This window comes from Anaerofustis sp. LCP19S3_F7 (genome assembly GCF_052119445.1).
Lineage (GTDB): Bacteria > Bacillota > Clostridia > Eubacteriales > Anaerofustaceae > Anaerofustis > Anaerofustis butyriciformans.
Map to the genome: position 1 here is coordinate 1 of NZ_JBQKFF010000020.1, position 12,806 is coordinate 12,806.

General features: G+C 27.6%; 12 protein-coding genes. 9 read left to right on the plus strand and 3 right to left on the minus strand.

Annotated features, from left to right (window positions below):
• Positions 1–181 precede the first annotated feature (181 nt).
• Positions 182–2,098, plus strand: a complete 1,917-nt coding sequence (locus ACTQYZ_RS09730) for an aconitate hydratase (RefSeq protein ID WP_441023179.1) — start codon at positions 182–184, stop codon at positions 2,096–2,098.
• A gap of 36 nt (positions 2,099–2,134) precedes the next feature.
• Here the strand turns inward: ACTQYZ_RS09730 and ACTQYZ_RS09735 are convergent, their stop codons facing one another.
• Complete coding sequence (locus ACTQYZ_RS09735; RefSeq protein ID WP_441023177.1) at positions 2,135–3,100, minus strand: NAD(P)H-dependent glycerol-3-phosphate dehydrogenase; 966 nt, start codon at positions 3,098–3,100, stop codon at positions 2,135–2,137.
• A 217-nt stretch (positions 3,101–3,317) separates the two neighbouring features.
• Between ACTQYZ_RS09735 and ACTQYZ_RS09740 the strand changes: the two genes are divergently transcribed.
• From ACTQYZ_RS09740 to ACTQYZ_RS09755, 4 genes are all read left to right on the plus strand, one after another.
• Positions 3,318–3,569, plus strand: a complete 252-nt coding sequence (locus ACTQYZ_RS09740; RefSeq protein WP_138268151.1) for a putative signal transducing protein — start codon at positions 3,318–3,320, stop codon at positions 3,567–3,569.
• A 12-nt stretch (positions 3,570–3,581) separates the two neighbouring features.
• Positions 3,582–4,826, plus strand: coding sequence for a glutamate-cysteine ligase family protein (locus ACTQYZ_RS09745; RefSeq protein WP_441023175.1), 1,245 nt, complete (start codon positions 3,582–3,584; stop codon positions 4,824–4,826).
• A gap of 1 nt (position 4,827) precedes the next feature.
• Entirely contained in the window at positions 4,828–6,156 is a 1,329-nt protein-coding gene (locus ACTQYZ_RS09750; RefSeq protein ID WP_441023173.1) for a hypothetical protein, read from the plus strand.
• A gap of 92 nt (positions 6,157–6,248) precedes the next feature.
• On the plus strand, positions 6,249–7,151 hold the full coding sequence (locus ACTQYZ_RS09755) for a helix-turn-helix transcriptional regulator (protein WP_441023170.1): 903 nt from the start codon (positions 6,249–6,251) through the stop codon (positions 7,149–7,151).
• Positions 7,152–7,163: 12 nt separating this feature from the next.
• On the opposite strand, the gene ACTQYZ_RS09760 is transcribed toward ACTQYZ_RS09755, so the two are convergent.
• Positions 7,164–7,796, minus strand: a complete 633-nt coding sequence (locus ACTQYZ_RS09760) for an HAD-IA family hydrolase (protein WP_441416511.1) — start codon at positions 7,794–7,796, stop codon at positions 7,164–7,166.
• A gap of 67 nt (positions 7,797–7,863) precedes the next feature.
• Positions 7,864–8,118 (minus strand): Veg family protein, encoded by a 255-nt coding sequence (locus ACTQYZ_RS09765; protein ID WP_441023167.1) that lies wholly within the window; start codon positions 8,116–8,118, stop codon positions 7,864–7,866.
• A gap of 191 nt (positions 8,119–8,309) precedes the next feature.
• Between ACTQYZ_RS09765 and ACTQYZ_RS09770 the strand changes: the two genes are divergently transcribed.
• The 4 genes from ACTQYZ_RS09770 to larC all read left to right on the plus strand — a co-directional run bounded on the left by ACTQYZ_RS09770 (position 8,310) and on the right by larC (position 12,699).
• Complete coding sequence (locus tag ACTQYZ_RS09770; RefSeq protein ID WP_441416512.1) at positions 8,310–9,983, plus strand: peptidoglycan DD-metalloendopeptidase family protein; 1,674 nt, start codon at positions 8,310–8,312, stop codon at positions 9,981–9,983.
• A 16-nt stretch (positions 9,984–9,999) separates the two neighbouring features.
• Positions 10,000–10,356: a hypothetical protein gene (locus ACTQYZ_RS09775; RefSeq protein WP_441023163.1), complete on the plus strand. Its 357-nt coding sequence runs from the start codon at positions 10,000–10,002 to the stop codon at positions 10,354–10,356.
• A 99-nt stretch (positions 10,357–10,455) separates the two neighbouring features.
• Positions 10,456–11,202 (plus strand): ATP-dependent sacrificial sulfur transferase LarE, encoded by a 747-nt coding sequence (gene larE / locus ACTQYZ_RS09780; RefSeq protein WP_441416513.1) that lies wholly within the window; start codon positions 10,456–10,458, stop codon positions 11,200–11,202.
• A 24-nt stretch (positions 11,203–11,226) separates the two neighbouring features.
• On the plus strand, positions 11,227–12,699 hold the full coding sequence (gene larC, locus ACTQYZ_RS09785; protein ID WP_441416514.1) for a nickel insertion protein: 1,473 nt from the start codon (positions 11,227–11,229) through the stop codon (positions 12,697–12,699).
• Positions 12,700–12,806 lie beyond the last annotated feature (107 nt).

Here is a 12,806-nt window from a genome sequence, read left to right on the forward strand (position 1 = left end):
TATACATATGGTATCTTATATAAAAATAAATTTTCATTTAAAAATCCCTATTATATATAATTATTATTTTATTATTTTTGCATAAATATACGTTTTCATGTTTATATATTTCTATTATTTATTGAAAATTCCAAATTTTTTTGATAATATAGATTAAATGAAATTTTAAGGAGATAAATTTATGAAAAAGACTCTTACATATAAAATACTTGAAAGTCATCTTGTAAGTGGAAACATGGTAGCCGGAGAAGGTATTTCAATAAGAATAGATAATACACTTACTCAAGACTCAACTGGAACAATGGCTTATTTGCAATATGAAGCAATAAGTGATGATAAAGTAAAGACAAAACGTTCTGTTGCTTATATTGACCATAATATGCTTCAAACAGGTCCTGAAAATATGGATGACCATATATATATTCAAACAGTAACAGATAAAATCGGGGTTATTTATTCTCGTCCCGGAAATGGAATATGTCATAGACTTAACCTTGAAAGATTTTCTATGCCAGGTGAAACACTTCTTGGTTCAGACTCTCATACTCCTACTTGCGGTGGAGTAGGTATGATTGCTATTGGCGCCGGTGGTCTTGATATTGCAGCAGCTATGGCAGGAAGTGAATATTATCTAACAATGCCTAAAGTTGTAGGGGTAAAACTTACAGGAAAACTTGATAAAGGCGTTAGTGCAAAAGATGTAATTCTTGAAGTTCTAAGAAGACTTTCTGTAAAAGGCGGAGTTGGTAAAGTTATAGAATACTATGGTGAAGGAGTTAAATCTCTAACAGTATCACAAAGAGGCTCTATTACAAACATGGGTGCGGAACTTGGTGCTACAACATCAATTTTCCCTTCAGACGAAGTAACTCTTAAATTCTTTAAAGCACAACACAGAGAAGAAGATTATAAACCTTTATGTGCTGATGAAGGCTGTGAATATGATGAAAATCTTGAAATTAATTTAAGTGAACTAAAACCTCTTGCTGCTTGTCCTCATTCACCTGATAATGTAAAAAGCGTAAAAGAACTTGAAGGAACAAAAATAACTCAAGTATCAATAGGAAGTTGTACAAACTCTTCTTATGAAGATTTAATGACAGCAGCTAAAATACTTAAGGGAAAAACAATTGCAGATAACGTATCTCTTACAATAGCTCCTGGTTCAAGACAAGTTCTTGATATGCTTTCAAGAGATGGCGGACTTTCTGATTTAATAAATGCAGGTGCAAGAATACTTGAATGTGGTTGTGGTCCTTGTATTGGTATGGGACAAAGTCCTAACTCTGGCGGGGTGTCTCTAAGAACATTTAACAGAAACTTTAAAGGTAGAAGTGGGACTGTAGATGCAAATGTATATCTTGTATCTCCAGAAGTTGCTGCTTATTCTTCAATAAAAGGTGAAATTGCCGATCCTTATGGAAAAATTGACTTTGTTGTTGAAGAACCAAGTGAATATATTATCAACGATAATATGTTTATTATGCCAAAACCTGATAAAAACAAAGTCAGTGTAAAAGGTCCAAATATTAAACCTTTCCCTAAAGCAAGCGTTATATATAATGATTTTGAATTAAAAGCAGTAACAAAACTTGGTGATAATATTACAACTGATGATATTATGCCTTCAAATGCTAAACTTCTTCCATTTAGATCAAATATTGAATATTTAAGTGAATTCTGCTTAAGACCTGTTGATGAAAACTTTGCTACAAAAGCAAAATCAGAAGAAAAAGGTTCAATTATCGTTGCGGGAGATAACTACGGACAAGGCTCAAGTAGGGAACATGCGGCTTTAGCTCCTTTATATCTTGGTGTAAAAGTTGTTATAGCAAAATCATTTGCAAGAATCCATAAAAACAACTTAATTAACAATGGTATTGTTCCTCTAACATTTATAGATGAAGCTGATTATGATACTATAGATATTAATGATGTTTTAAGTGCAAAAGATGTATTAAAACAACTTGATACAGATGAAGTTGTAATTAAGAATGAAACTAAAAACAAAGAATATAAATTAAGACTTACTGTATCAGAAAGAGAAAGAATGCTACTTAAAAACGGCGGACTTATCAATTATCTAAAAACAAAATAAATATAAAAAAGACCGTAATTTTACGGTCTTTCTTTTTTAATAAAATTCTTTTTTTACACTTCTAAGGAACATATCTTTAAGCATTTTATGAGGGTTTATTTCGCCCTTTAGTACTGCATTTACTCCTGATGTTATAGGCATATCTATGACGTATTGTTTACTTAGTTTCACTAAAGCCTCAGCTGTTGTAACACCTTCGGCAAGATAACTTTCATCATTAGTTCCTCTAACAAAGTTCTCACCGTATTTTCTGTTGTTGGAAAATTCGCTGAATAATGTTGCTTCATAGTCTCCCAGGTGACAAAGTCCATAAGCAGTGATTTCTCGTCCTCCCATAGCCTTTATCAGTCTTGAAACTTCTCTTGCTCCTCTTGCCATTAGTGCACCTTTTAGTGAAGCGTATCCCACAGCATCAAGCATTCCCGCTGCAATACCAATTACATTTTTTGCTGCAGCTCCTATTTCATCGCCGATCAAATCATCTCCTATATAAAGTCTTATAAGATCACTTGAAAATTCTTTAACTACTTTATTTGTTATTTCTTCGCTTTTGCTGTCTATAACCATACAATTAGGAATTCTTTTTACAAAACTTTGAACATGTCCAGGTCCAACCCATACTGCAACATTTGCATCTTCGCCAAGAACTTCTTCGACAACTTGTGTAAGTCTGTCACCTGTAGCTATTTCGATGCCTTTCATACAAAGAATAAAAATTTTATCTTTATAATCAAATTCTTTTATGTTCTTTAGTAGATTTCTTAGTTGTTGTGAGGAAATCGAAACTATAATTATCTCATTATTTTCAACAGCTTCTTTTAAATTGGTTGTTAGCTTTGTATTTTCACTTAAATATAAATATTTATTTTTTCTTGTATTTATTAATTCTTTTAAATTATTGGAATTTTCTCTTCCCCATATTGTTACATCATGACCTATTTTGTCACTATACCAACCCAAAAAAGTTCCCCATCTACCACATCCTAGTACAGATACCTTCATAATTTACCTCTTTAAATTTATTTTGATATCATTATTTTACATTTTAAATATTTATTATTCAATATTAAATTACATTTAAAATTTTATTCAAAATATGGGTATTTATAAAAAATTTATTATTTATTATAAAAAATATTTTAAACTATTGAATTGTGTTATTATAAAATATATTTGTAAAAATTTTACAATAGGTTATAATAAAACCGAGGTATTTAGTATGAAAATAAAAGAAAATTATAATATGAAGTTTTTAATGGAAGTAAATAACGATGTTGAAGCCTGTGTTGTAGAAGGGCTTCTTGATTCTTGCAATATAAAAGTAAAGTTAAAATACGACACAGATATTGGTGGAGCAAAGGTTATAATTGGAAAAAGTGCAATGCCTGTTAATATATATGTAAATAAAGAAGATTATGAGCTTGCAAAAGAAATAATAAACAGTGAATTTGAAGAGAGTAAAGAAGATTAAGAAGGTAACACTATGAATTATTATGACATAAATTTAAAGAAGTTTGTGGACTATTTTAAAAATGGAATAAAACAAAAAGAAGATAAAACTCTAGGTGTTGAACTTGAGCATTTTATTGTTAAAGAGAATATGGAAAGTGTAGATTATTATGAAGAACATGGTGTAAGATATATTCTCGAAAAATTAAGTCCATTTTTTGATGAGAAAGTATATAAAGACGGTAATCTTATTGGACTTTCGAAGAATAAATCAAATATTTCCTTAGAGCCTGCAAGTCAGCTTGAAATAAGCATTGGCCCTTTTATAAAAATTGCTGATATTTTAGAAGAATATAATTATTTTCTTTTAAAGATAACCCCTATATTAAAAGAATTAAATTACAAACTTGTATACTCAGGATATCAACCTAAGTCGAAAGTTGATAATCTTAATTTAATACCTAAAAAACGTTATGAATATATGCTTGATTATTTTGGGGATGTAGGTAACCATGGTAAAAACATGATGAAAGGTTCTGCTTCAACTCAAGTAAGTGTTGATTATTTTAGTGAAGAGGATTTTAAAAATAAGTTTCGTCTTGCAAATATTTTTTCACCTTTAATTTCTTTGATGACAGACAATACATTTATATTTGAGGGAGAAGAATATAATAAAAATTGTATTAGGGTAGAAATTTGGAATGATGTAGACAAAGATAGAAGCATGGTTGTAAAAGATGCTTTAAATAAGGATTTTGGATTTGAAGATTATGCAAAATATATTTTAGATGCACCTGCAATTTTAATTGAAGACGAACAAGGTAACAGTATTTATACAAAAGATAAAAAAATAAAGGATATATATATAAATAGGGAAATAACTAAAAAGGATATAGAACATTTAATATCGATGTTTTTCCCTGATGTAAGGCTTAAGAATTATGTGGAAATAAGAATGGCAGATTGTATGCCAGTGTATTATGCTCTTTCTTATGCGGCAATAATAAAGGGAATATTTTATAATGAAGAAACAATAAAATATTTTTTAGATAAATTTAGTTTTGTAAAAGATAAAGATGTAAAAACTGCAAAAGAAGAAATTATACAAAATGGATATGATGCTAAAGTTTATGGTTTTTATGCTTCTGACATAATAATGGAAATGATAGAAATTGCAAAAGAAAACTTACATGAAGAAGAAAAAGAAAGTGTTGATTTATTTTATCAGCTTGCAAAAAACAAACTCACTTTGAAAATGAAAAAAGAAAGAGGAGATTAAGATGAAAGTAAGAGAACTTACAGATGAATATTTAGATTTAATAAATGAAGATTTGGAATATTCAAAGGGAAATTATAATAAGGCTTTTGATTATATAAATTCTTCTACTGCGATTTATCATGGAAGCCCGATAAGATTTCCATATGTTCCAAAACTTTATACAAATGAAGTAATAGAGTATTTTGAATATGTAGCAAAAACTACACATACTATTCTTTGCAAAATAATTAATAAATACATGGAAGATGAGAATTACAGAAAACTATTCCCTTTTTCAAAAGAGCTTGAAGAACTTATTCTTTGTGACAATGGATATTCTCAGCCTCTTCCGATAGCGAGAATAGATTTATTTTTTAATGAAGATGATTTTTCTTTTAAGTTTTGTGAGTTTAATGCAGATGGTGCAAGTGCCATGAATGAAGATAGAGAACTTAACAATGCTTATAAAGATGACAAATTATTTTTAAAATTTTGTGAAAGATACAATGTAAGACATTTTGAACTTTTCGATACATGGGTTGATGAATTTATGAATATTTACTCAGATTTTGAATATAAGGTAGATAACCCAACTGTTGCGATTGTTGATTTTATGGAAAGTGCAACGAATGAAGAGTTTAAAATATTTAAACAAAGATTTGAGAAAAAAGGTTATAAGACTTTAATAGAAGATATAACAACGTTAAAATATGATAACGGATTATATTCAAAAGACGGAGTGAAGATTGACGCTGTATACAGAAGAGCAGTAACAAGCGAACTTATGGAGAAGATTGATAAAGCTCCTGCTTTTATTGAAGCTATAAAAGACAAAAAGACTTGTATAATCGGTTCAATAAGGACACAGGTTATACATAATAAGATAATATATAAAATTATGCACCAAAAAGAAACTTTTGAATTTTTAACAGATGAAGAAATTCAATTTATTAAAGAACATATTCCTGAAACAAGCTGGTTAAAAGAGGGTGAGTTTGATAGAGAAGAAGTTGTAAAGCATAAGGATAAATGGATAATAAAACCTGATGATTTATATGGAGCAAGGGGAGTATATGCCGGAGTTGATTATTCAAATGAAGAATTTGAAAAACTTGTTGATGAGCATACAAATAAAGGATATCTCCTTCAAGAATATGCACCTATGTATAAAACAAAAAATTTCTTAAAAGAAAAAAGTGGGGAATTTGTATTTGATGAATTTAATAATATGCCCGGCCTTTTCCTTTATAACGGTAAATTTGCAGGAGTCTATTCAAGAGCAGGAAGACAAGGAATAATATGTGAAGATGCAGGTGGTGTTGCAATTTGTTCTATGAATGTAGATATTTAGTTTTACATGAATTTAAAGGAGGCTTGCCTCCTTTTGTTTTTTATATTTTTGTAGTATTATAAAATAAATATAAAAGAGGTAATATTTAATTTATGAAAATAGACAGACTTGTTACTATTGTTATAACATTGCTTGAAGAAGATAAAGTTACAGTATCATCTTTAGCAAAAAAATTAAATGTTTCAATTAGAACAATAAACAGAGATATACTGGAATTATCTAGTGCAGGAATTCCTATTACCACCATTAAAGGAAAAAATGGTGGGGTAATGATAGATAAAGAATATAAAACTGAAAATGATATTTTAAACAGGGACAATGCTGATACCATATATTCAGGACTTAAGCGTCTTGATAACATGACAAATAATGTCAGATATAAAATTTTACTTGATAAGTTTAAAGAACATCCTGAAAGTGAAAATAATATAAATTTATCAAATTATTTTAATAATTCTTTATCGGACAAAATAGATATAATAAATGATTCAATATCAAAAAAAAGAGTTGTTAGATTTGATTATTTTTCAAATAATGGTAGAGTACATGTTGAAGCTCAGGCTTATAGTCTTTCTTTTAGATGTTACTCATGGTATTTATATGGATATTGTGAAAATGAAGGAATATTTAAAGTTTATAATCTTGATAAAATGTTGCATTTAAATCAAGATAAACGCTCTTTTGAGAAGAAAGAAGATATAGACGAAAAGAAAGAAATAGATAAAATATTTAAAAATAGAAAAGGTATTAATGTTGCCATATTATTTGATAAAAGTGTAGAATATAGGTTGTTAAATGAATTTGGACAAGGAAGTTATATGCACTTTTTAGATGATAAGTTAATTTTTGAATATACTTTTAACGATAAAGATTATTTGTTTTCATGGTTACTTACTTTTACATATAAAGCAAAGCTTATTTATCCAACAAAACTGCGTGAAGAATTCCTTTGTATGTTAAATAAAATAAAAGATAATTATTCTATGGAAATATAAAAAACAGCCTTATTAGCTGTTTTTTACTATATCCAGAAGTTCAGTTAGGCTATCAATAAAATAAGTAGGATTTTCTGTTGATAAATATTCTTTTGTATTATATCCGTATGTTACGCTTGCAATGGAAATATTTGCTTTATGAGCAGAAACAATATCTCTTACTTCATCACCTACATATAAAATTTCATCATCTTCTAATTTTAATTTTTTCTTGATTTTATTTATTTTAATTTCCTTTGAAAATAAAGGTGAGGAAATAATAAAGTCCATATTATCTATATTTTCATTTTTAAGAAAGTTATTTATATTTTTTTTCGTGTTTGAAGAAATAATGCCCATATATTTTAAATTGCTTTTTAAATTTATTAAAATATCTTTGATATCTTCTTCATATGGGTCCATAGATTTATGATGTTCTTTCATAAGCTTTTGACCTTTTTTCATTAGTGAAAAAATTTTTAAATATGGAACTCCAAGGTCTTTTGCAATATTGTGAATTGGTTGTCTTTTTAATTCGTCAATGTATTCATGTGTAATTTCTTTATAACCGTATTTTCTTGCAATTTGATTATATACAACAAATATTACATTCTCTGTATTAGCTAATGTTCCGTCAAAGTCAAAAATGACACATTTATAACTCATTTGTGTCTCCTTTTTTCAATTTTATTATATTTTATTATATCACAATATTATAAAAGTTAAATTACATTTATATTAACTTTCTCTTATTTATGTTTAAAATAATGGAATGGTTTATTATATCACAGTACGAAAAAGTAAGGGTGTTTTGTTTGTTGTTTGAAGTTGTAGAAATTGTAAAAATATTTTGATAGGCATTTTCTATTGTTCCTTTTTGTTTTATTATTTTCCCTCTGGATTCTTTCCTTATAAAATAAACATCTTCACCTATATTATTTTTTACAAGATTTTTTGCATATGCATAAGAATACTTTGGTAGTTTCATTTAAACCTCCTTTTTATATAAATTATTATTGACTTTTTCACTTAGTTTTAACCATTTTTTTCTTTTGTTTCCATAAAGTATCATTAAAATTAAAGTAATATTCTTTATTTTTTTTTACTAATATGGTAAACTTTTAGTACGTGTAGATATTAACTATAAAAAGTTAAAACACAGGGAGGTCATGTTTATTCATGAAATTAAAATGGGTTAGTAGACGAAATGAAGAGCAAGAACTTAATAAAGTCTACAGACAAATTGTAAAAAGAGAAAATAAATATCATATAGCTGAAGAATCGACTTATATACATAAAAAAGAAAATATTTTTAAAAAAATTGCAGGCGGTAAAAAAGTAGAAAAGAAGCCTTCAAAAATAAGAGAGAAGTATCAAAATAGCTGGTTAAACAGACAAATTAACGAAATAAAAGAAGATTTATCCGATTTAATTCTAAGCATTAAATATTACATTAAAAAGTTAAAATTTGGATTTAGAGATTTTAGAGTTTATGCAAAAAATCACTTTTTTAATGTTGTGGTAGGATTTTTTGTACTAATTATTATAGGTGTTGGTGTATTTACTTACAATAATTTGTTTGCTTATGAAGTTGTATTTAATGGTACTAAAATAGGGGTTGTAAAAAATGTTGAAGATTTTGAACAAGCTCTTACAAATGTAGATGCAAATCTTACTAAATGGTATGGAACTTCAAATGTATTTTATGAAAAATCAATAAGTTATCAAAAAGTGCCTATTGAAAATCCAAATGATATTTTAGATAGTGACGATTGTGAAAATGCAATATATAATATGAACTTACCTCTTTTTTGTAAAGGCGCGGTAATTACGGTAAACGGAGAAGAAGCCGTTAGAGTTGCTTCAACTCAAGATGCGAAAACTGTAATTTCAAATATAGGAAGTATTTATGAAGAAGAAAATGAAAATGAGAAAGTAATAAAAAGCAGTGAAGTAAAAGAAGATTTGAAATATGAAGAAAAGCTTATTTCTATGGATTCTGCAATGGAAGTTCATGATGCAATAGAGTACTTAAATAATACTTCAAATGATAAAGTTGTAAACAATGATAGTAGTAATATTTTAAATGAGATCGATGAGGCAAAAGAAGGTACAAACCTTGTAAGTGCTCTTAATTTTAGAGCAGATGATTTTGCTACAGAAGAAATAGATTCAAAACCTTCTATAACAATAACAACTGTAAAACAAGTAACATATAAGGAAGATGTTGATTATAAGACAATATATAAAGACGATTCAAGTGTTTATGTCGGAACAACAAAAGTTACACAAGAAGGTAAAGATGGAGAAAAGAAAGTAACGGCAGTAAATACGTATGAAAATGGAGAAGTTGTTGAAAGTGATGTTCAAAGTGAGGAAATAATTGAAGATTATACTCCAAAAATTGTTGCAAGAGGTTCAAAACCTCTTCCTCCTACAACAAGCAGCGGAACATTCATTATGCCTGCAAGCGGTACAATATCAGCTTTAAATAAAGCAGGGTCTCATGCGGGATATAAAGCTGTTGATATTGCAAATCCTACCGGAACTCCTATTTATGCATCTGATACTGGTATAGTTGTTAGAGCAGGATGGTATGCAGGATATGGTAACTGTGTAGATATTGATCATGGTAATGGATATTTAACAAGATATGGGCATAACTCTTCAATTTTAGTAACTGTAGGACAAAAGGTTCAACAAGGTGAAAAAATTGCTTTAATGGGAAGTACCGGAAACTCAACAGGTCCTCATTGTCATTTTGAAATTCAATATAATGGAGTTCAGCAAGTTATATTAAATTATTTTGACTATTTAAGAAATGGCCTTTATGTAAATGCTTTACAAGAATAATTGGGGGAAAATTGTAATGAGTACTATAATAATTATTGCATGTTTAGTCGTTGCGGTATCGATTCAAGTAGTTCTTTGTAGAAAAGATAATATTCACATGGGATTAATAATTCCAGGAATATTTATTCTTATTGCTCTTGTTATGAGTTTATTAGCCGGTGGAGATACACTATTGAAAGTAAATGCTTTTATGCAGTGGGTTTCTCCTGGTATTGTGGCACTTGCTATCTATATTTATATAAAGAAGAAAAAATATGATTTAAGAAAACAAGAGGTTGCAGAGTATAAGAAAAATCAAAAAAACAACTTGGTTGAAACAAACGAAAATGAAATAATTAAAGTAGAAGCTGAAATAATAGATAAAGATGAATAAAAGCGGGGGATAATTCTCCCGCTTTTTATATTTAATATATATTTTAAATTATATTGGTTTGTATTATAATGTAAACAAATATCTTAGGAGATGAAGATTATGACATTAGAAGAATTCTTTAAAAAATATAAAAAGGTTGCTCTTGCATATAGTGGAGGAATAGACTCTTCATATCTTTTATATATGGCGAAAAAATATAATGTAGATGTAACGGCGTATTTTGTTAAAACAGAATTTCAGCCTAATTTTGCAATGAAAGATTGTCTAAGATTTGCAAAAAAAGTTGATGTAAATTTAAAGATAATTGCAGAGAATATTATTGATAATTCTGATATTGTAAATAATAGTAGTAATAGATGTTATTTTTGTAAAAAATATTTTATGAATCTTATATATAATAATGCAAAAGAAGATGGATATGACATATTAATTGACGGTACTAACTTTTCTGATGATGAGTATGACAGTCCCGGTACAAAAGCTTTAAGGGAGATGAATATTTTATCACCTTTAAAAATGTGCAGTATTACGCAAAAAGATGTAATACAACTATCTCTTAAGGAAGGGCTTGATATTGAAAATAAACATTCGTATTCTTGTCTTGCAACCAGAGTATGTGAAGGTGAAAAAATAACAAAAAAACTTTTATCCAATATTGAAAAAACTGAAGCATATCTTTTTTCTTTAGGTTTTAGAGATTTTGATTTATCTGTTACGAATAATACTGCTGTTATAACGGTAAAGAAAGATGATATGGATAATATTTTTACATATAGAGATAAAATCATAATTGCAATGTCTCCGATGTTTGATAATGTTTACTTAAATTTAAACAATAAAAAATAGATAGATTTTATATTGGGAGGAAATATGAAACAAATTTATGTTAATTGTTCTAATGGTGCAGACTGCGAAAGTATAATATCTGCATTATATGATTTATATGATAATAAAACAGAATTTTTAAATGTAATAAATAATTTAGAGATTGGCGATATAAATATTTCTTTTAAAGATAGAAAAATAAATAATAGAGTATTTAAAAGTGTAAGTAATGATTATATAAATTACAATAAAGGAAAAGAAATAGATAATAATATTCTTGAAGAAGATATTCCTTTAGATAGTTTATATGCATATGAAGTAGGTTATGATGATTATTTAAAAGAGAGAGCCACAATAAATAATAATGTAACAAATGAAAATAATGAACAATCAAATTCTGAAATTATGGATTTTCCTTTAGACGGACTTTATGCTTTCGAGGTAGGTTATAATGATTATTTAAAGGGAAGGAGTGAATTTCAAAAAAAAGAACAGGATGTTAAATATGAAGAAAGTAACGATTTCCCAGTTGATAGTCTCTGTGCTTTTGAGATAGGCTATGATGATTATTTGAAGGAAATGATAAAGAATCATGAAAAAGAACATGAGCATAATAGTATTTTACTAAATGAAATTAATAATATTATAGATAAGACGAATTTAGATTTTAATATAAAAGAAGATATAAAAAATATATTTTCTATTCTTACTTTAGCTATGGCAAAAGTACAGGGGATTGATGTAAGTGAAGTTCATTTTCATAAAGATAAGATTTTTTATGATATTACTTATGTATGTGGGGTAGCATATTTAATAAATAAGTTAAATGTAAAAAAAGTTATATCATCTTCTGTTGCAGTAATTAATATGAGTAAAAATGCAGATAGCAGTTATTATATCGTGAATGAAATTTTAAAAGGAATTCCTGTCCATGTAAAAGAAAATACAAAAAATCTTACTCCATTAGCTGCTGCAGTTATAAAATATTATTCTGATGAGTTTATAGATGATTTAAGTATAGCTTATAATAATATTGGATATGGGATAGGTGAAGATGAAGATATCTTTTTAGAAGTGTTTATTGGGGATTATAATAATCAATTAATTCCGGAAGATAAGGTTATTTCTCTTTTAGTTGATTTATCTGATATGAACACAAATGAAATTGATTTTGTATTTGAAAGGTTATTACAATCAGGAGCTTTAGATGTTTATACTATACCAATACATAAGAAAAATGGTTATTCAAGCTTAATGGAAGTCATATTAAATCCTGAAGATGAAGAATCTATTGTTAAAGAAATATTTAAGTATACTAAGGCCTTTGATATAAGAAGAAAAGAATATGATAGATATGTCTTGGATAAAAAGGTTGAAAATATTTATACTAAATACGGCATGGTAAGATTTAATGTCGCAAAAGGATTTGGTGTAAATAAAGTTGAACCTGAGATTGAAGATTTAAAAGAAATAGCAAATCGAGAAAATATTACTTTGGATGAAATTGATTTTAAATAAAAAAAGAACATCTTATTGATGTTCTTTTTTATTTATCATTTACTAAAATTATTCGATAATTTCAGCAACAACTCCTGAACCTACTGTTCTACCACCTTCTCTGATAG

Excerpts from the sequence above, each read along its gene's own strand:
- ACTQYZ_RS09730 (WP_441023179.1), top strand. The coding sequence starts at position 182 with ATGAAAAAGACTCTTACATATAAAATACTTGAAAGTCATCTTGTAAGT.
- ACTQYZ_RS09735 (WP_441023177.1), bottom strand. The coding sequence starts at position 3,100 with ATGAAGGTATCTGTACTAGGATGTGGTAGATGGGGAACTTTTTTGGGT.
- ACTQYZ_RS09740 (WP_138268151.1), top strand. The coding sequence starts at position 3,318 with ATGAAAATAAAAGAAAATTATAATATGAAGTTTTTAATGGAAGTAAAT.
- ACTQYZ_RS09745 (WP_441023175.1), top strand. The coding sequence starts at position 3,582 with ATGAATTATTATGACATAAATTTAAAGAAGTTTGTGGACTATTTTAAA.
- ACTQYZ_RS09750 (WP_441023173.1), top strand. The coding sequence starts at position 4,828 with ATGAAAGTAAGAGAACTTACAGATGAATATTTAGATTTAATAAATGAA.
- ACTQYZ_RS09755 (WP_441023170.1), top strand. The coding sequence starts at position 6,249 with ATGAAAATAGACAGACTTGTTACTATTGTTATAACATTGCTTGAAGAA.
- ACTQYZ_RS09760 (WP_441416511.1), bottom strand. The coding sequence starts at position 7,796 with ATGAGTTATAAATGTGTCATTTTTGACTTTGACGGAACATTAGCTAAT.
- ACTQYZ_RS09765 (WP_441023167.1), bottom strand. The coding sequence starts at position 8,118 with ATGAAACTACCAAAGTATTCTTATGCATATGCAAAAAATCTTGTAAAA.
- ACTQYZ_RS09770 (WP_441416512.1), top strand. The coding sequence starts at position 8,310 with ATGAAATTAAAATGGGTTAGTAGACGAAATGAAGAGCAAGAACTTAAT.
- ACTQYZ_RS09775 (WP_441023163.1), top strand. The coding sequence starts at position 10,000 with ATGAGTACTATAATAATTATTGCATGTTTAGTCGTTGCGGTATCGATT.
- larE (WP_441416513.1), top strand. The coding sequence starts at position 10,456 with ATGACATTAGAAGAATTCTTTAAAAAATATAAAAAGGTTGCTCTTGCA.
- larC (WP_441416514.1), top strand. The coding sequence starts at position 11,227 with ATGAAACAAATTTATGTTAATTGTTCTAATGGTGCAGACTGCGAAAGT.